17 protein-coding genes and 1 other RNA gene are annotated in these 18,504 nt (G+C 61.9%); 9 read left to right on the top strand and 9 right to left on the bottom strand.

Annotated features, from left to right (window positions below; genetic code table 11):
- Positions 1-37 precede the first annotated feature (37 nt).
- The 3 genes from HFO99_RS14875 to HFO99_RS14865 form a co-directional block, all read right to left on the bottom strand.
- Positions 38-1,420, bottom strand: a complete 1,383-nt coding sequence (locus HFO99_RS14875) for a virulence factor family protein (RefSeq protein ID WP_222361992.1) — start codon at positions 1,418-1,420, stop codon at positions 38-40.
- Positions 1,417-4,020: a bifunctional lysylphosphatidylglycerol flippase/synthetase MprF gene (gene mprF / locus HFO99_RS14870; RefSeq protein WP_222361990.1), complete on the bottom strand. Its 2,604-nt coding sequence runs from the start codon at positions 4,018-4,020 to the stop codon at positions 1,417-1,419. Before mprF ends, HFO99_RS14875 begins: the two co-directional genes overlap by 4 nt.
- Before the next feature lie 92 nt (positions 4,021-4,112).
- Positions 4,113-4,337 (bottom strand): hypothetical protein, encoded by a 225-nt coding sequence (locus tag HFO99_RS14865; protein ID WP_222362086.1) that lies wholly within the window; start codon positions 4,335-4,337, stop codon positions 4,113-4,115.
- Between HFO99_RS14865 and HFO99_RS14860 the strand changes: the two genes are divergently transcribed.
- Positions 4,257-4,634 carry a DoxX family protein gene (locus tag HFO99_RS14860; RefSeq protein WP_222361988.1) on the top strand — a complete coding sequence of 126 codons (378 nt, stop codon included), beginning with the start codon at positions 4,257-4,259 and terminating at the stop codon, positions 4,632-4,634. The genes HFO99_RS14865 and HFO99_RS14860 overlap by 81 nt on opposite strands.
- Before the next feature lie 6 nt (positions 4,635-4,640).
- On the opposite strand, the gene HFO99_RS14855 is transcribed toward HFO99_RS14860, so the two are convergent.
- The 3 genes from HFO99_RS14855 to HFO99_RS14845 all read right to left on the bottom strand — a co-directional run bounded on the left by HFO99_RS14855 (position 4,641) and on the right by HFO99_RS14845 (position 8,671).
- Positions 4,641-6,749, bottom strand: coding sequence for a mechanosensitive ion channel family protein (locus HFO99_RS14855; protein ID WP_222361986.1), 2,109 nt, complete (start codon positions 6,747-6,749; stop codon positions 4,641-4,643).
- A gap of 272 nt (positions 6,750-7,021) precedes the next feature.
- Positions 7,022-8,053, bottom strand: coding sequence for a phosphogluconate dehydrogenase (NAD(+)-dependent, decarboxylating) (gene gnd / locus HFO99_RS14850; protein ID WP_222361984.1), 1,032 nt, complete (start codon positions 8,051-8,053; stop codon positions 7,022-7,024).
- A 135-nt stretch (positions 8,054-8,188) separates the two neighbouring features.
- The gene (locus HFO99_RS14845) at positions 8,189-8,671 is read right to left on the bottom strand and encodes an SRPBCC domain-containing protein (RefSeq protein ID WP_222334234.1); all 483 of its coding nucleotides are present in this window, start codon (positions 8,669-8,671) and stop codon (positions 8,189-8,191) included.
- A 55-nt stretch (positions 8,672-8,726) separates the two neighbouring features.
- Between HFO99_RS14845 and HFO99_RS14840 the strand changes: the two genes are divergently transcribed.
- From HFO99_RS14840 to HFO99_RS14830, 3 genes are all read left to right on the top strand, one after another.
- Positions 8,727-9,059, top strand: a complete 333-nt coding sequence (locus tag HFO99_RS14840) for an ArsR/SmtB family transcription factor (RefSeq protein ID WP_162119440.1) — start codon at positions 8,727-8,729, stop codon at positions 9,057-9,059.
- Positions 9,060-9,136: 77 nt separating this feature from the next.
- The gene (locus HFO99_RS14835; RefSeq protein ID WP_222334233.1) at positions 9,137-9,673 is read left to right on the top strand and encodes a multiprotein-bridging factor 1 family protein; all 537 of its coding nucleotides are present in this window, start codon (positions 9,137-9,139) and stop codon (positions 9,671-9,673) included.
- Between the two features lie 98 nt (positions 9,674-9,771).
- Positions 9,772-10,779, top strand: a complete 1,008-nt coding sequence (locus HFO99_RS14830; protein WP_222361982.1) for an NAD-dependent epimerase/dehydratase family protein — start codon at positions 9,772-9,774, stop codon at positions 10,777-10,779.
- A gap of 84 nt (positions 10,780-10,863) precedes the next feature.
- On the opposite strand, the gene ssrS is transcribed toward HFO99_RS14830, so the two are convergent.
- The 3 genes from ssrS to HFO99_RS14815 form a co-directional block, all read right to left on the bottom strand.
- A non-coding RNA gene (gene ssrS, locus HFO99_RS14825) (6S RNA) lies at positions 10,864-11,022 on the bottom strand.
- Positions 11,023-11,081: 59 nt separating this feature from the next.
- Positions 11,082-11,468 (bottom strand): cell division protein ZapA, encoded by a 387-nt coding sequence (locus HFO99_RS14820; RefSeq protein WP_222334232.1) that lies wholly within the window; start codon positions 11,466-11,468, stop codon positions 11,082-11,084.
- A gap of 16 nt (positions 11,469-11,484) precedes the next feature.
- Positions 11,485-11,760 (bottom strand): DUF4164 domain-containing protein, encoded by a 276-nt coding sequence (locus HFO99_RS14815; RefSeq protein WP_222334231.1) that lies wholly within the window; start codon positions 11,758-11,760, stop codon positions 11,485-11,487.
- A gap of 333 nt (positions 11,761-12,093) precedes the next feature.
- Between HFO99_RS14815 and tkt the strand changes: the two genes are divergently transcribed.
- From tkt to HFO99_RS14790, 5 genes are all read left to right on the top strand, one after another.
- Complete coding sequence (gene tkt, locus HFO99_RS14810; protein ID WP_222334230.1) at positions 12,094-14,067, top strand: transketolase; 1,974 nt, start codon at positions 12,094-12,096, stop codon at positions 14,065-14,067.
- Positions 14,068-14,148: 81 nt separating this feature from the next.
- A complete protein-coding gene (gene gap / locus HFO99_RS14805; protein WP_222361980.1) occupies positions 14,149-15,159 on the top strand; it encodes a type I glyceraldehyde-3-phosphate dehydrogenase in 1,011 nt (336 codons plus the stop codon).
- Positions 15,160-15,379: 220 nt separating this feature from the next.
- Positions 15,380-15,697, top strand: a complete 318-nt coding sequence (locus HFO99_RS14800; protein ID WP_222361978.1) for a hypothetical protein — start codon at positions 15,380-15,382, stop codon at positions 15,695-15,697.
- A gap of 240 nt (positions 15,698-15,937) precedes the next feature.
- Complete coding sequence (locus HFO99_RS14795) at positions 15,938-16,117, top strand: hypothetical protein (RefSeq protein ID WP_222361975.1); 180 nt, start codon at positions 15,938-15,940, stop codon at positions 16,115-16,117.
- A 491-nt stretch (positions 16,118-16,608) separates the two neighbouring features.
- Positions 16,609-18,483: a potassium/proton antiporter gene (locus HFO99_RS14790; protein ID WP_222361973.1), complete on the top strand. Its 1,875-nt coding sequence runs from the start codon at positions 16,609-16,611 to the stop codon at positions 18,481-18,483.
- The last annotated feature ends 21 nt before the right edge of the window (positions 18,484-18,504 follow it).

Here is an 18,504-nt window from a genome sequence, read left to right as displayed (position 1 = left end):
GGTCCGAAAACCGCTGCACGGTTTTCGGCATCATGCTCTAATCCTGCAGCCGTCTCTTCAGCCCGTCGATGATCGTCTTGGTGAGAAGGTCGTAATTCTCGTCGAAATGATGGTCGCCGGGCAGCTCGATGACCTCGGCGCCGCTGTCCTTCAGCGCCGGACAGGCGACATCGTCATCGTCGTCCTTGCCGTAAATGCATTGCACGAGCTTCGGATCAATGTTCTTCAGATCGCCGACGGGATCGCCTCCCGCCCCTTCCGTCTTCTGGCCGAGCCAGCCGAGAACGGAGATGACGTAGTCGACTTGGTGCGAAAGCGACAGCAGCGACAATTGCGCCACCGCCGATTTTTCGGCTGGCTTGAGGAGCTGGTAGGTGGCGGGCACGACATCGGCACCGAAGGAATAACCGACGAGCAGCACATGCTTCACCTTCCACTGCTTGCGGTAGAAATCGATGATCTTGGAAAGATCGGCGGCGGTCTCCTCCGGCTTGCGCTCCGACCAGAAATAGTGGAGCGAATCGACGCCGACGACCGGAATGCCTTCCTTCTGCAGCGTACCACCGACCTCCTTGTCGATGTCGCGCCAGCCGCCGTCGCCGGAATAGATCACCGCCATCGTATCGAAGGCCGGTGTTGCCTCGAGCACCGCCAGCGGCAAGCCGAGCGGGTTGCCGAAGGCACCGGAGGCGGTGACGAGATCGTCGAGCGTATCGGCAAACGCCGTCTGCGCATCGTCGGTGGAATCGCGGATCTCGATCGCGTCATGGGCCTTCTTCAGCGCCTCGGCGTGCGCCCGGCCATCCTTGTTGGCATCAGGCGTGAAGACAGTAATGATCGGGTCCGGCAGGATCCCGTCGCTGAGGCCATAGACCGCGCGTTCGCCAACCACCTGCTTGGACGCCGGCGTGCAAAGCTCCTTGGCAAGCGGAATGCCGGCGACCGGGTTAACGGCAAGTGTCTGGCCGATCGTCGCATCCGGCGTTTGCGCGGCGATCGCCAGCGCTAAGGCCCCGCCCTCGCCGATGCCGGCGACGATCGGCAGGTGATAGGCGTTGTTGCCGGTCGCACGCTGCACCTGCTGGCTCAGCGATTCGATGTCAGAGACCATATAGAGGCAGCCGTCGTTGAGGCTGACGTCGTATCGGCCGAGCGCCTGGATATAGGATGGAAAATCGATGCCGATGACGACGGCGCCTTCCGCGACCAATCTGTCGGCTTCGGCCTTCTCATAGTCGCTCCAGCCGGCGGCATCCGAGATCAGCATCACCGTGCCCTTCACCTCCCCTTCCGGCAGGAAGATGTGCGGCGACGGGATGAGCCCGGTTTCGAAACTCTGCGTGGTCTGCTCGGCGGCATCAGCCGGTGCGGCCGCGAGCATGCAGGCACATGCCGTGGCAAGAAGGATTGTCCTGATCATTTTCTCACTACCCCTTTCAATCCGCCCCCAATCAGCAATGTCGCGTCCATCAACGCGATCATCGGATTGCCCCCTCCGGAGACCGCAAGATAGCGCGGTTGCCAGTGCGGATGAAACTTGGATTTGAATGCCCGAAGGCCTTTGAAGTTATAGAAACGCTCGCCGTGTTCGAAGACGGTGCTGCCGATGCGGTCCCAGACGGGCGCCGCCTCGCGTTTCGACATGCCGGAGAGAGGCGCCATGCCGAGATTGAAATGGGCAAAACCCTCGCCGCGCAGATATTCCATGATCTGCACGAAAAGAAAATCCATCGATCCCTTCGGCGCGGCCGGCGAGAAGCGCATGAGATCGATCGTGCCCTCCTCTTTGGACTCGGTGATGAGGATGTTGGCGAAGGCGACGATCCTGCCCTCCTTCTTCAGAATGCCGACGGGCTGCGAGGAGACGTAATCGGGATCGAAGGAGCCGAGCGAGAAACTCTTTTCCTTGGCATTGTGGTCTTCCAGCCAAGCCGTGGAGACGGCGGCGAGATCGTCGATGATATCAGGCACGTCCTCGGGTTGGACCACGGCGAATTCCAGCCCGTCGCGCTGGGCGCGGCTTGCGGTCTGGCGAAGGTTCGCCCATTTGCCGCCCTTCATCTCGAAAGTCCTGAGATCGGCCACCGCCAGTTCGCCGAGCTTGAAGGCGCGAAGGCCGGCATCGGCGCAATGGGACAGCAGCGCCGGCGAGATCTGGTAGAACACGGCACGGCAGCCGGCGGCACGCGCCGCTTCGACGAATCGCCAGACGAGTTCCTGCACGGCGCGATGGTTGCCGACCGGATCGAACAGCGCGATCCAGGAGCGGCCCTGCCGGCCATACATGATGAAGGCGTCGCCCTTTTCCGAGAACATGATGCTCTTGTCGCCCATCCGCACCAGATTGGCGTCGGCATTGCCCTGCTTCATGACGATCTCGACGGCGCGCGCCAGCGCCTCGTCCGTCGCCGGTTCCGGCCGGAAGGTCGCCGGTCGAAGCAGGCTGAAGACGGCGATCGCGGACGAGATGATGGTAATGCCGAGCACGGCGCGCAAGCCCCGCGGCGCTTCGGCGGTGAACTCGAATTGCCACCAGAGCTGGTTGCTGTATTCGACGTCGCGATAGACGAAGAGCAAGATGACGACGGCGCCGACGACGATCACCGCGATCGCCATCAGCCAAGACGCCGTCAGCGCTTGGTTGAGCAGCGAGGCCTGTCGGCTAAAGAGCCGGCGGCTGACGAAAAGCCCGAAGATGAGGAAGGCGAGAAAAGCGGCTTCGACAAGCGCGATCGCCTTCAGCAGCGACAAAGTCAACGCGGCAAGCGCCGAGAACACGGCCACCCACCAGGCGCCGTCGAGCCGCTGGCCGAGGCCGCGCGCGGCGACGACGAGTGCCAGCCCCAGCAGGCTGGAGAGGAAATGCGCGCCTTCGACCATCGGCAGCGGCAGATAGTTGGAGAGGAATTCGAGATTTTGGTCAGGCGTCGGCGTGACGCTCGAAAATACCAGCATGACGCCGAGCAGCAGCGCGAGAGCCGACAGCAGCTGCGGCATCAGCCGTCCGCCGATGCGCCGCATGCTGGAGGCGGCCGGATGGTCGACGAAACGACGCAGCTCCGCCGCCGAGACCGCGAGCACCGCGATCAGCAGCGGCAGCACATGATAGATCAGGCGGTAGAGCACCAGCGATCCGAGCACGGCATCGATGTTCACAGCACTGCCGAGCGAGGCGATGATCACGGTCTCGAACACGCCGAGCCCGGCCGGCACATGGCTGAGCACGCCGAGACCAACGGCGATCGCATAGACGGCGAGGAAGACCGGCCAGCCGATGGCCGTCTGCGGCAGCAGCACGTAGAGTACGGACGCCGAGGCGGCGATATCGAAGGCGGTGACGAGGAACTGGCGCGACCAGGTGCGCGAGTCCGGCAGGCGGATTGCTACCGGCCCGAGATCGAGCACGCGCCCCTCGCGGCCGATGATCATCACTGCGCCCAGAATGGCGACAATCGAGCCGGCGATCAGCCGCAGAAGGAATGGGCTGACGCTAACGAGGGGGCCGATCTCGTCGGCGATGACGATGAGCGCGATCGCCGCGACGCCCGCAAGCCCCAATCCGAAGGACAGCGTGACGAAGGCGATGATGCGGCCGATATCCTCTGGCGAGAGCCCGAGGCGCGTATAGGCACGGTAGCGGATCGCGCCGCCCGAAAGCGCGCCGAAACCGGCGGTGTTGCCGACGGCATAGGCGCTGAACGCTGTCAGCGCCACATGCGGAAAGGGCAGCTTCTTGCCGATGTACTCGATGGCGTTGAGATCGTAGAAGATCAGCGAGAGGAAACTAAGCGCCGTGAAGAACAGCGCAAACAGGATCGCGCTCGGCCTGGTCGCCGCCAGCGCACCGACGACGTCGTCATAGCGCACCTCGTTGGTGAGCTGCACGATCGCGTAACCGACGAGGCAGAAAGCCACCAGTGACGCGGCTGCCAGCAAAGGCGTTCTGTAACGCCTGAAAAGCCCGCCAAAAGAAAACCCGTCCGTTTCTTCCATCTCTTCCAAATTGCCGTGCCCCGACATTCTCGTACCCTGCTGCAACTGCCAGCTTGGCGGGAATCATTTCAGATGACGTAACATGAGAGGCATATGAGCTCTATGAAGCCATGCCGCCGCTACCCCAGCCCCGCCGCCTGCGCCTCAATCATCCTCAATTGGGGCGAATTTGCGCAGGCGGGCGTCGCGGCACATTGCATTTTCGTAAGCTTCAGCAGAGCCTTGCCCTGAACGAGATTTGAGACGCGGGAGAACGGTTCGATATGCAGGATGGCCCAGCCTTCGTAATGCTTGCCCTCGGACGTCTGCTGCTGGGCGGCCTCTATGTCGCTGGCGGCATTCATCATTTTTTCGTTATCGTGCCGCTGTCCGACGCGATCGAAGCCCGCGGCGTCCCTTTTGCGAAAGGAGTGCTGGTCTTGGGCAGCCTGTTTCAGATCGTCGCCGGCATCCTGCTGATGCTCGGCCTTTTTGTCACAGCAGCGGCATTCGGTCTCATCATCTTCACGCTGGCGGCCACCGTCATGCTGCTGAATTTCTGGGACATGCAAGGAACGGCGCGCGACAGCGCGATCAATACCTGGAAGACGAACATGGTGATCATCGGCGGCCTGCTGATCGCAGCCGCCGGCGCAATGTGAGGCGGTTCATGCGGCCGGCTCGCCCCCCGCCCGCGCATGCGCGGCGTAGCGAGAGACGGCAGCATCCACTTCCGCGTCGTGGTCGCCCGCCACCTGCACCGTCGGCACGGCGAACTCGATGCCGTTTTCCTGGAAGGCATTGCGGATCATCGCCAGCGCATTGCGGCGGATGACGAATTGCTCGCCGGGCTTCGTCATCATCGACAGCCGGATTTCGATGGCGAATTCGCCAAACTGCTCGACACCCTTCATCTTCAGCGTCTCGATGATATGAGGGCCGAATTCCGGATTTTCGAGCAGCGTCTGGCCGATCTGCTTGATCACCTTCTTCGCCTTGACGAGATCGGTGTCGTATTTGACGTTGAGGCTGATCTTGTCGATCGTCCAATCGCGATTGAGGTTCTTCACCGCGCCGAGTTCACCGAACGGCACCGTCGTCAGCGGCCCGCGATGATGCCTGAGCTTCACCGAGCGCAGGCTGAAAGCCTCGACCACGCCCTTGTGGCTGCCGCTTTCGATATATTCGCCAATGCGGAAGGCATCGTCCCAGAGATAGAACATGCCGCTGATGACGTCCTTGACGATCGTCTGAGCGCCGAAGCCGACCGCGACGCCGACGACACCGGCGCCGGCAATCAGCGGCCCGATCTCGATACCGAGGCCGGAGAGCACCATCAGAGCGGCAATGACGGCGATCACGACGGCGAGAATATTGCGGAAGATCGGCAACAGCGTCTGTATCCGCGCGCGTTTGGCCTTCTCTTCATCCGTTGCTCCGCCATTCACGGATGAATCGAGCAGCTTGCCGTCGATATAAGCCTTGATGACATGCCAGAGCAGATCGGCGGCAAGCAGGATAACGATCCCGCCGATCACGCCGCGCGCGATCTTGTCGATCATCGTTTCGCCAGCGGCCATCGTATCGGCACCGACGCCGAGCATATGCCCAAGCCAGACGGCAGCAACGGCAATGATCAACGCCCGCACACCCCGGTCAAGCAGCACGGCTGCAATGCGGCGCGTGGCAAGGAAGCTCGCTTCGGTCTGCTGCAGCGATTTTACCGCAATCGTCGAGACGGCGAGCACGCGCGGCAGCAGCAGCACATAGACGCCGAGCCAAAGCAGCCAGTTAAAGCCTGCGACCCAGAGGCTCCAGAGCACCAGGAAATAGACGGTAAGTGCCCAGGAGGTCCCGTGACCGCGCTTCTCGTCCTTGTGCGGCCGCGACCAGACCGCAGCGATGGCGATCAGCAGCAAGCCGATGCCCAGGATATAGCCGACGAGGAGCCGCACACTCGAGGAATAGCCGAGCGGCTCCATCGACTGGATCACCGCCCAGCCGAAAATGAAATAGATGACGAAAGTCGCACAGCGCCGGTACCAGAACAATGCAACCGCGCGCGCCGGCATGATCCCAACAGTAATGCCCTGCCGTTCTTCCTCCACCCGCGCCAGCCCGATGAGATCGACCAGGACGCCTCCGAGGCAAATCGTGAAGCGCTGGACCACGAGCGCGACAACGCAAACGATCGCGATGCTCTGGCTGACCGGCGGCCAGCTGACGCTGAGAAGAGCAAGCGCCGTCGCCACGGCAAAGATCAGCGCCGGGATGACGCGCGGGGCAAGATGCATGCCCGCCATCTGCGCCGCCTGGCGGCGGCGGCGAAAGGCATAGCGGGCAATGCGCTCGACGATGGTGCCGAGCAGGAAAATCGCCAGAAGCTGTGCCGCCATGCGCGGCCAGCCGGCGGCGGCGATTTCACCGAAGAACAGCGAAGAAGCATTGCCGACCTGTGAGGGCAGCATCATCGCCGCATCGGAAACCATCGAGACGTGCCGGCGGGCATGCTGGAGCAGACCTGACAGCACCGACATCTGGTCGCTGGCCGTGGAATCGCTCGCGGGCGCCGCCGCCATCTGCGTCGACATCCATTGTTTGACCTGAGGCGTCTGCATCAGCTCCATCATCTGACGCACCTCGGCCGGCGGACCTGCCGTAACAGGACCCGCGGGTGGGGTCTGCGCACCACCCGGCGAGACTGCCGAAAAAAGCGCGGACAGCGCTACTATGCAGAATAGGACGACTCTCGAGATCCCTGCCATGCCACGCTTCATTGCCGTCCTCCGATGGGCCGCCGACCGCCGATGCAAGGCCAACGTCTTTCGATAGCATCGATAGCCTCGACCGGTGCTGCCAGCAAGGAGTGTGGAGGCGAAGATCATCGGGAAGGCAGCCGGTGGAGCAGCGGGACCGTCGATCTCAAATTCAGAGCCCAAATTCAGGGTCAAAATTCAGGAACTGACGGCCTCAGCTATGACGGCGGGCGCTCTACAGCGCCACGCGTCTTTTCAGACGCGCAAAGGACGCTGTAGCACTTTTAATTGTTTCAGGATTTCGCGACCGGTTTTTCCACGTGGCCACCGAAGCCCGCGCGCATCGCCGACAGTACTTTGTTGGCGAATTCGTCGTTATCGCGCGAGGAGAAGCGGCCGTAGAGCGCAGCACTCAGCACCGGCGTCGGCACGCTTTCGTCGATTGCCGCCATGATCGTCCATCGGCCTTCGCCGCTGTCCGAGACGCGGCCGGCATATTTCGAAAGTGCGGGATCGGCATGCAGCGCATCGGCCGTGAGATCGAGCAGCCAGGAGGTGATGACGCTGCCGCGGCGCCAAACTTCGGCAACATCCCGCAGGTTGAAATCATATTGGAAATGTTCCGGATGAGCCAGCGGCGCGGTCTCCGCATCGGCCTCGTGCGAGGCGGCGCCGATATTGGCATGTTTCAGAATATTGATACCTTCGGCATAGGCGGCCATCAGGCCGTATTCAATGCCGTTATGCACCATCTTGACGAAATGACCGGCGCCATGCGGGCCGCAATGCAGGTAACCCTGCTCCGCGGTGCTGGCAGCAGCCGCTTCGCCGCTCCGGTTCGGCGAGGCCTCCGTCTTGCCGACACCGGGCGCCAGCGTTGCGAAGATCGGAGAAAGGTGTTCGACGATGCCCTTCTCGCCGCCGATCATCAGGCAATAGCCGCGCTCGAGGCCGAAGACGCCGCCGCTGGTGCCGACATCGACATAATGGATACCTTTGGTGATGAGTTCGGCGCCACGGCGGATATCGTCGTGGTAGTAGGAGTTACCGCCGTCAATGACGATATCGCCATTCTCAAGCAGCGGCATCAGGCTCGCCAGCACCTTGTCGACGATCGCCGCCGGCAGCATCAGCCAGATCGCGCGCGGATGGGTGAGCTTCGAGACGAACTCCTGGAGCGAAGTACTGCCGGTCGCGCCGAGGCTGGCGAGTTCGGCAACGCTTTCCGGCCTGGCGTCGTAAACGACGCATTCGTGACCGCCCCGCATCAAGCGCTGGACCATGTAATTGCCCATGCGGCCCAAACCAACCATGCCAAGTTGCATAATGAATCTCCTGGAAGCCGAAATGAAGTATCGAATCCGGAAATTAGCACCCGCAGTGTGACAGGCAAGCAAAGTCTCGGTGATATCGGCGAATGCGACGATTGCACCGCCGACGTCGGTGAGATCGACGTATCGTCAAATGTCCGGCGCGCTGGCCGGCTCACCCTTCATTTCGCTGAGGAACATGCCCTCGCGCAGATTGATGCCATATTCGACGAAAGCCTTCATGCAGCAGAGCATCTGCGTCCAGCCTTCGCAATTGAGGTAGGTGCCGCGCCGGCCGGCGTCGTCTTCGCGCCAGCCGGTCTCGGCGATCGTCACCAGCGTCCCGCCATCCTCCAGCGGCTTGAAGGTCATTTCCACCAGCGTCTTGTATCTTGCCCCGTCCTCGCCAGTGCCGCCATCCCAGCGCAGCACGATGCGGCTTTCCGGCATGAGTTCGACGACCTCGACTGGCGCGTCCTTCCACCAGGTCACCGTCGTGCCCTTCACGAGCGGCGCGCTCGCCCCACCGATCGTGGTGAAATAGCTGCTGAGCTTCTTCGGATTGACGACGGCATCGAACACCTCTGCGACGGGACGGCCGATGCGGCCGGAAACGCGGATTCCGAGAGACATGATACTTCTCCTCTTCTCCATTGTGCCTGGGCTCATTATGTTATAAAAATATAACATGTCAAGTGAATCAGCCGACGACCCGGTTTTCAAGGCGCTGGCGCATCATCGCCGCCGCGACATCCTCGATCTGCTCAAGGATGGCCCCAGAACCACAGGAAACCTTTGCGAGATGTTTCCGGAGATGGACCGCTGCACGGTGATGCAGCATCTGAAGGTGCTGGAGGAGGCCGATCTGGTCGTCGCCAGGAAGGAAGGCCGCGAGCGCTGGAACCACCTGAACAGCCTGCCGATCAAGCACATCTATGACCGCTGGATCAGCGCCTATGCCGGCCATGCGCTCTCCATCCTCGACCGGCTGAAAGGCGACTTGGAAGGTCAGCCCGAATAATGACCCGGCTGTGAACCGGACTTGCCGCCCGATCTGCCGAAGCCTTATGCTGACAAAAACGGCATGGGATCAGGCAGATGATGATATCGGGGGCCGGCATACGCCGCATGCGGCTGCTGCGCAGCATGAAGCAGGAACATCTCGCCGAACTCCTCGGCGTCAACCAGGCAACGGTCTCACGTTGGGAGCGCGATCAGCTCGCTCTCTCGCCCGAACAGGCCATCAAGCTGGAACGGATTTTCGCCTCCCCGCAACATGCAGCAGTCGATGCGGCGCTGAAGCGGCTGGTCGAGGATTCTGTCCGGCCAGTGCATCTGATCTGCGACCGCACTCACCGGCTGCTCTCCGCCTCCCGCCCGCGACAGGCGGAATGGCGGGCGCCGCTCGCTGCCTTTCTTGGCCGCTCTCTGTTCTCCTACGCCTCCGCCGAAATCGCCGCCGCCGAGCAGTCGCTGGAGGAGCGCGGCTGGCATGAGGGCAGGCTCTCGTCGCTGACGCTCGATACCGGCGCCAACGGCAATGCGCTGCTGCCGATCTCCGCCGGCCATCTGACCTGGGAACGGATCATGCTTTCCGATGGCAGCACCGGCCGCCTTGTCACGACCATCGGCTAAGCCTCAAGCTTTTCTGCATCCCCATGCATAATTTATGCGTTGTCCGGAAACCTTAGCCTTTATAGCGTCCGCCGCCGAAACGGTCGGGAGACGATGTGATGACGATACTGGTGACGGGAAGTGCCGGCCATCTCGGCGAGGCGCTGATGCGGACCTTGAGGGCGGAAAGCCGCTGGGTGCGCGGCATCGATATCAAGCCCTCGGCTTTTACCGACATGGTCGGCTCGATCAGTGATCGCGCCTTCGTCCGGCAGGCAATGTCAGGCATCAGCCACGTCATCCATGCAGCAACGCTGCACAAGCCGCATGTGGCAACCCACGGCAATTACGATTTCCTCGATACCAATATCGCCGGCACCCTCAACCTGCTCGAAGAAGCCGTCGCCGCAGGCGTTGCAAGTTTCATCTTCACCAGCACCACCAGCACCTTCGGCGCGGCATTGACGCCGGCTGCCGGCGAACCGGCGGCATGGGTGACCGAGGACGTGCTTCCCGTTGCGAAAAACATCTACGGCGTGACGAAACTCGCCGCCGAAGGTCTGTGCGAACTCTTCGCCCGCAAATCCGGCCTGCCGGTGGTCATTCTCAGAACGTCGCGCTTCTTCCCCGAAAACGACGACGATCCTGACATTCGCAACGGCTATTCGGCAGAGAATGCCCAGGCCAACGAGCTTCTTCACCGCCGCGTCGATATCAGCGACGTGGTCGGCGCCCATCTGCTGGCGCTCGAAAAGGCGCCGGCAATCGGCTTTGGCCGCTACATCATCTCCGCCACGACGCCGTTTTCGGCAAGTGATCTCGCCGCGATCCGGCGCGATGCGCCTCACGTCGTCGAACGACTGTTCCCAGGTGCAGGCGCCCTTTACGCATCACGCGGCTGGAAAATGTTCCCGACACTCGACCGCGTCTACGTCAACGAACGCGCAAGGCGGGAGCTCGGCTGGCAGCCGCGATATAATTTCCGTTTCGTGCTTGATTGCCTGCGCGACAACAGGGAGTGTCGAAGCCCTTTGGCGCTGAATGTCGGCTCCAAGGGCTATCACGACGAGGTCTTCGCCGAAGGACCTTACCCGGTATGCCAAGGACAAGACGGCGATCGCCGCTGAGAGCGAAATCGTTGCTCTTTCCGACAAGAACCTTCCTGATGCTCGCTGTCGATCCCGCGTCTTCGCAGAAACTAGAAGGAAAGGGTGCGATCCACGACCACCGATGGATGTTTACGATCCTGGGTGCCTACAAACGTAGGTGGGCGCCGTGTGTCCAGGCCCACGGGCCTGGCCAGGGACAGCTCCCTTTGGATCGAGTATGGCCCCAGGGATTGTGGTTCCTGTCGAGAGGCGCAGACCGCATGGCGATATATAAGGTCGTTTGTGCTGGCGCGCCAGTGGCGACGGAAGGCGGCCCCTATTTAATTGAGATCAATTGAGTTCGGGGCCGGCCGGCCGTTCAGCTTGTCGGTGATGCCGCGGATGCGGCTCGAAACCTCACTGAGCGCCGCGGCTAGGTTTTCCTCGGTGCGGGCGGTCGCTGCAAGCACCGTATCGCGGTTGCCGCGCAGCGTCTCGATCTCGGATTCCAATCCGGCGACGCGGCGCGTCAGTTCGGAAATTTCATCCACAACCATGATGCCGGCCATGACGGTGATCCTGAGATCGCCGATTTCCCCGAACTGATCCTTGAGATGGCCGACATAGCCGTCGAAGCGGTTGGCGAGATCGGTCAGGTGATCCTCCTGCCCTTCTTCGCAGGCCATGCGATAGGCCTTGCCGTCGATCGTAACCGTCACCTGCGCCATGCGAAACTCTCTCTCATCAGCGATCCAGAACCGCGCGGATCGTTTCCATGGCCGTCACCAGCCGCCGCGAGACCTCGCGATTGACCTCTTCCAGCCGGTTGGCGCGGAATTCGGCCTGGTCGAGCTCCTGCGCCAGCCGGGAGCGATCGGCATGCACGCGCCGCACCTCGCCCTCGATCTCGCCCTGCTCGCGCTGGCGCTCGACGCGCATGTCGATGGCGTTTTCGAGGCTCGATATCGCCTGTCTCAATTCGTTGAGCGCTGCTTCCATGGTTTTGCCTGTGGGCATCATGTCTTTCCGATTCCCGCGCAGGATCCGCGAATCGGCACGCCGCGCCGATCCTGCGTTTTCAAAAGGATATGCCGCTCGTAAACGGCCCGTCAATAAATCCTGTCACTTGCCCACCGGCCTATCCTGTGGATGAGCGTTCTACACATGTCGGCCACATCAGATTCGTCATTTGTACAATCGCGCGATCAAATGTCAAAAATCGCCGCTGCACGCCCGGATTTGGCCTGCCATTTATTGACTTGCCCGTCCCAACTGCTATGTCTCTGCCGCTTTCACTCGATGGTCTTGGAGGCTCGAGGCCATCCCCCGACACCCGGAACTTGCGGAAAAGCCATGACCTCTCCCGAACAACACGACCGGATGGCGAATGCGATCCGTTTTCTCGCCATGGACGCCGTTGAAAAGGCGAACTCCGGCCATCCGGGCATGCCGATGGGCATGGCTGACGTGGCGACGGTTCTGTTCACCAAATATCTGAGGTTCGATCCGAAGAAGCCGCACTGGCCGAACCGCGATCGCTTCGTGCTGTCGGCCGGCCATGGCTCGATGCTGCTTTATTCGCTGCTGTATCTGACCGGCTATCCCGATATGACGATCGAGGATCTGAAGCAGTTCCGTCAGCTCGGCTCGAAAACCGCCGGCCATCCGGAATACGGTCATGCCACAGGCATCGAAACGACGACCGGTCCGCTCGGCCAGGGTATCGCCAATTCCGTCGGCATGGCGATTGCCGAACGCAAGCTGCGCGAGGAGTTCGGCTCCGATCTCCAGGATCACTATACCTATGCGATCTGCGGCGACGGCTGCCTGATGGAAGGCATCAGCCACGAAGCCATCGCGCTCGCCGGCCACCTGAAGCTCAACAAGCTCGTCCTGTTCTGGGATAACAACTCGATCACAATCGACGGCGCCGTCTCCCTGTCGGATTCCACCGACCAGGTCGCCCGCTTCAAGGCGGTACACTGGAACACCATCGAGATCGACGGTCACGATCAGGCCGCCATCGCCGACGCGATCGAAGCGGCCCACAAGTCCGACCGCCCGACCTTCATCGCCTGCAAGACGATCATCGGCTTTGGCGCCCCGAACAAGCAGGGCACCCACAAGGTTCACGGCAACCCGCTCGGCGCCGAGGAAATTGCCGCCACCCGCAAGGCGCTGAACTGGGAATCCGAAGCCTTCGTCATCCCGTCTGATGTGCTCGACAGCTGGCGTGCAGCCGGCGCTCGCTCGGCCGACTTCGTCAAGTCCTGGGAAGACGGTCTTGCCAAGGCTCCGGCCAGGGCCGAGTTCACCCGCCGCATGGCAGGCGATCTGCCGGAAGGCTTCGACGCCGCGATCAGCGCATATAAAAAGAAGCTCGCCGAGACCAAGCCGACGGTTGCGACCCGCAAGGCTTCGGAAGACGCGCTCGAGGTCATCAACGGCTTCCTGCCGGAGACGCTCGGCGGCTCCGCCGACTTGACGCCGTCGAACAATACCAAGACCAGCCAGATGCATTCGATCACCCCGACGGATTTCGCCGGTCGTTACATGCATTGGGGCATCCGCGAGCATGGCATGGCGTCTGCTATGAACGGCATTGCGCTGCATGGCGGCCTCATCCCCTATAGCGGCGGCTTCCTGATCTTCTCGGATTATTGCCGCCCGCCCATCCGCCTTGCTTCGCTGATGGGCATCCGCGTCATTCACGTCCTGACGCATGACTCGATCGGCGTCGGCGAAGACGGCCCGACGCACCAGCCGGTCGAGCAGCTCGCCGGTCTGCGCGCCATCCCGAACCTGATGGTCTTCCGTCCGGCCGATGCCACGGAAACAGCGGAATGCTGGCAGATCGCCATCAAGACGCACAACCGTCCCTCGGGCCTTGCTCTGACGCGCCAGAACCTCACGCCGTCCCGCACCGAATACAGCGAAAAGAACCTCTGCGAACAGGGCGCCTACACGCTGGCCGGCAATGCCGACGCCAAGGTGACGATCTTCGCATCCGGCTCGGAAGTCGAAATCGCCGTTGCGGCGCGTACGGCCCTCGAAGCCAAGGGCGTCACCGTCCGCGTCGTATCGGTTCCCTGCACGGAACTGTTCTTCGAGCAGCCGGAAGCCTATCGCAAGGAAATTCTCGGCAACTCGCCGGTCAAGATCGCCGTCGAAGCCGCCGTTCGCGAAGGCTGGGATGCGTTCATTGGACCGGAAGGTACCTTCATTGGCATGAAGAGCTTCGGCGCTTCCGGCCCGGTCAAGGAAGTTTACAAGCATTTCGGCATCACCGTCGACGCCGTCGTTGCGGCCGCCGAAGCAAAGCTTTAATGAGGGCGCCTTGAGGCGCTCTCCATCTCCTCAATTCCAGGCCCTCGCTATCGGGCCCTACTCTATCGGGAGTGAATGAACATGACAGTCAAGGTTGCCATCAACGGTTTCGGCCGCATCGGCCGCAACGTCCTTCGCGCCATCGTCGAATCCGGCCGCACCGACATCGAAGTCGTCGCCATCAATGATCTCGGCCCGGTTGAAACCAACGCCCACCTGCTGCGCTACGACTCGATCCACGGCCGCTTCCCGGCAACGGTGAAGGTCGAGGGCGACACGATCATCGTCGGCAACGGCAAGCCGATCAAGGTCACGGCGATCAAGGATCCGGCAACGCTCCCGCACCGCGAACTCGGCGTCGACATCGCGATGGAATGCACCGGCATCTTCACCGCCCGCGACAAGGCTGCCGCTCACCTGACTGCCGGCGCCAAGCGCGTCATCGTCTCGGCGCCTGCCGATGGTGCCGACCTCACGGTCGTCTTCGGCGTCAACCATGACCAGCTCACCAAGGAGCACTTGGTCATCTCCAACGCGTCCTGCACCACCAACTGCCTGGTGCCGGTCGTGAAGGTTCTCGACGACGCCGTCGGCATCGACCACGGCTTCATGACGACCATCCACTCCTACACCGGCGACCAGCCGACGCTCGACACGATGCACAAGGACCTGTATCGCGCCCGCGCTGCTGCCCTCTCGATGATCCCGACCTCGACGGGTGCAGCCAAGGCAGTCGGCCTCGTCATGCCGCACCTCAAGGGCAAGCTCGACGGCACCTCGATCCGCGTTCCGACCCCGAACGTTTCCGTCGTCGACTTCAAGTTCGTCGCCAAGAAGGCGACCAGCGTTGGCGAAATCAACGAAGCCATCAAGGCTGCTGCAGACGGCAAGCTGAAGGGCATCCTCGGCTACACCGACGAGCCGCTCGTCTCCCGTGACTTCAACCACGACAGCCACTCCTCGATCTTCGCAACCGATCAGACCAAGGTCATGGAAGGCAACTTCGTGCGCGTCCTGTCCTGGTACGACAACGAGTGGGGCTTCTCCAGCCGCATGTCCGACACGGCAGTCGCTTTCGCCAAGCTCATCTGAGCGCTCTTGAGGCATCGACATGCAAGCGGCCCGGGAAACCGGGCCGCTTTTTATTGCCGCGCCTGAGAACGAAACCGGCCCTCCCGCACCGGCATCTTTTCGCCCATTGCCCGGATGAGATCTGCTAGAATACGTCACCCGCGCATTGGCTACCGGCCAGGCGTGGCCACGCCAATACCGTGCGGCAACACTGTCGCCCGCATGAAAACGAGAGAGATGGATGGATTACTTTACCGTTGAAATCGCCGGCCGTGCCGTTGCCAGTTTTCGCTCGGAAAATCACGAGGAAGCGACGCATTTCTTCGAGGCGGAAGACTTTCGCGACGATTTGACCGTCTTGGAATCCGAAGGCAAGCCTCTTTGGGACCGCAAAGCGGCCCTGAGCTTGCGCAAGGCGACCACCGAGGAAGCAAGCGAAGTCGAGCACGCCTATGAATTCGACGACGATCCCGAACGGACCATCGAGGACGAGTTCGTCGTGTTCCTCGTGCCGGTCGCGGATCTGATCGATGGCGAAGACGATACCGTCGAAGACTGATCGACGATCCGCATCTTTTTCCGGTTTCGAAGTCATATCGAAGCGGCGGGCTCGAGATGGCGGTGCAGTTGAGCCTGCCTCGGGTTCGCATTCGATAGGCGTCCTACGGGAAACAATCGTCACCGAATTCCCTGGCCGCAAGGATGGATCACAGATTGGTAATCCGCTGGCCAAGCGTGTTAGATTGAGGAAATGCGCAGCGCTGCACAATGGCTGGAATGAGCCGAGTGGAGGTGATAAATGGCAGAGGCACAAAAACGCTTGTCCCAGACCTCCCTCAAACGGCGGCAACGGTTTCACCCCAAGCGGGACGTCAGACCTGCCGTGCTGGCAAAGGCCAATCGTCTGGTCATCTGGGTTGCCGCGTTCATTGGCCTCTCGTTTCTCGCTATCGTCATACTTCAGGAAGTGTTCGGATAGCAGAGCAGGGCCGGCCGCTTCCGGCACAAAACGACCGCCGGCTGCTCGCCCTGAGCGGCCGGCATTTCCACCCGATATCGAAAAATCTCGGCGCTCATTCTCCCCGCTCTCCGCATCCGCGCCTGCAATCTAGTCTTCCCGTCATCGGACGAGGCAAACGGGCCGCGTGAAAGGGGATGCGTGTCTTATTCTGTTGCCATTCGCAGATACCGGCAGGAAAAATCCGTGCCCGTCTCTTTTGCCCTGCTCTCGCCCGATTTTCCTATACATTCTTTATAGAGAATTTCTCCCGTAGCATTCCGTGTCGGTTGGCCGTCCGGCAGCCGTTCAGCAGTATGAAGCAGCATCGCGACGAGGTTAAGCCGCAAGGCCTACCCTTCTCTGACGTTTTGCCGTTTACTGACGGATTGCCGCGCGTGCCGGAGGGGTTGGATAAAGGCGAATCGGCCGGGCGGCTGTGTTCGCGAAGCAGTCGATGGAAAGGGGTGGGCATGGAAGCGTTCTATATCGTGGTGCTGGTTTCGACGGCGCTCGTGCTTCTTGCCGCTTTTTCGAGCCTGCTCGCCTTCCGCTTCGGCGCCCCCCTGCTGCTGCTCTTCCTGATGATCGGCCTTGCTGCCGGCGTCGATGGCCTCGGCATCGAGTTCAGCAACAATTATCTCGCCTATATTCTCGGCTCCATCGCGCTGGCCATCATCCTGTTCGATTCCGGCTTCGGCACGCCGATGCAGGCCTTCCGGCTGGCGGCCGTGCCCTCTCTGGCGCTCGCCTCGGTCGGCGTGCTGATCACCGCCTCGCTCTTTGCCTTCGCCGCCATGTGGCTTTTGAATTTCACTTGGCTGGAAGGACTGCTGCTCGGCTCGATCGTCGCATCGACGGATGCCGCCGCCGTCTTTTTCCTGCTGCGCATCGGCGGCATCAACATTCGCGACAAGGTGCGCTCGACGCTGGAAGTGGAATCCGGCACCAACGACCCGATGGCGATCTTCCTCACCATCGCCCTCGTCGAGGTGCTGGCGAGCGGCGAGCGTTATGCCGGCATCAATATCGGCATGCTCGCCATGTTCGTGCAGCAGATGGGCCTCGGTGTCATTCTCGGCCTGCTCGGCGGCATGATGATCGTGCTGATCGTCAGCAAGCTCGATACCGATCGCGGCCTGACGCCGATCTTCGTGCTGGCGCTCGCTCTTCTCGTCTTTTCCTTCACCGGCGCGGTTGGCGGCAGCGGCTTCCTCGCCGTCTATGTCGCCGGCATCTATGCCGGAAACCGCAAGATGCAGGCGATCGGCACCATCAAGCGCTTCCAGGACGGCATGACCTGGCTGGCGCAGATCATCATGTTCCTGGTGCTCGGCCTGCTCGCCACGCCGTCGCAATTCCCTGTCATCATCGTGCCGGCTATTCTGCTCGCCCTCTTCCTGATCTTCATCGCCCGGCCGTTGGCGATCTGGCTGTCGCTGCTTCCCTTCGATTACACGCAGCAGGAAATCGGTTTCGTCGCCTGGGTCGGCCTGCGCGGCGCCGTCTCCATCCTGCTCGCCATCATGCCGATCCTCGGCGGGCTTGAGAACGGCCAGATCTATTTCAACACCGCCTTCATCATCGTGCTGGTCTCGCTGCTCCTCCAGGGCTGGACGATCAAACCCGTCGCCAAGAAGCTCGGGCTGATCATTCCGCCGCGCATCGGCGCCGTCGACAAGGTCGAGGTCGACCTGCCGGGCGCGGCCAACCACGAACTGCTTTCCTACCGCGTCATCAAGGATAGCCCGGTGCTGCGCGGCGAGCGCATTCCGCGCTGGGCGACCCCGTCGCTCGTCATCCGCGACGGCAAATCGATGCGCTACCAATATGCCGGGCGGCTGCGCGAGCACGATCTCGTCTACCTCTTCATCGTCCCGAGCTATTCCCGCCTGCTCGACCGGCTCTTCGCCAGCCGGGCGCCTGTCGATGACGACGATGCCGAATTCTTCGGGGCCTTCGCGCTCTCTCCCGCCCGCCCCGCCGCCGATCTCGACGCCGCCTATGGCCCCGGCCTGCTCAACGAATCCGAAAAGGGCCTGACGATCGCCGAATTGATGCGGCAGCGCCTCGGCGGCAAGGCCGATTACGCCGACCGCGTCCGCCTCGGCTCGATCATCCTCATCGTCCGCGATCTCGATGAGCACGACCACGTCACTTCGGTCGGCATGTCGCTCGAAGCGGTCGAGCCGGCGATCACGCTGCCGATCTTCATCAATCTCAAGGACATCATTCAGCGCATCCGCGACCGGTTAAACGGACGCCGGAACCGAGAAACCGCAGCCTCCGAAAGCACGCCGAAAGCGCCGGCCGGACGTGACGAAGGCACACGCGAAAACGGCCGTTGAACGCCTTGCGTCTCGAATGAT

Source organism: Rhizobium leguminosarum (genome assembly GCF_019798305.1).
GTDB classification, from domain to species: Bacteria; Pseudomonadota; Alphaproteobacteria; order Rhizobiales; family Rhizobiaceae; genus Rhizobium; species Rhizobium leguminosarum_U.
This window is presented reverse-complemented; position numbering and strand designations above follow the sequence as displayed.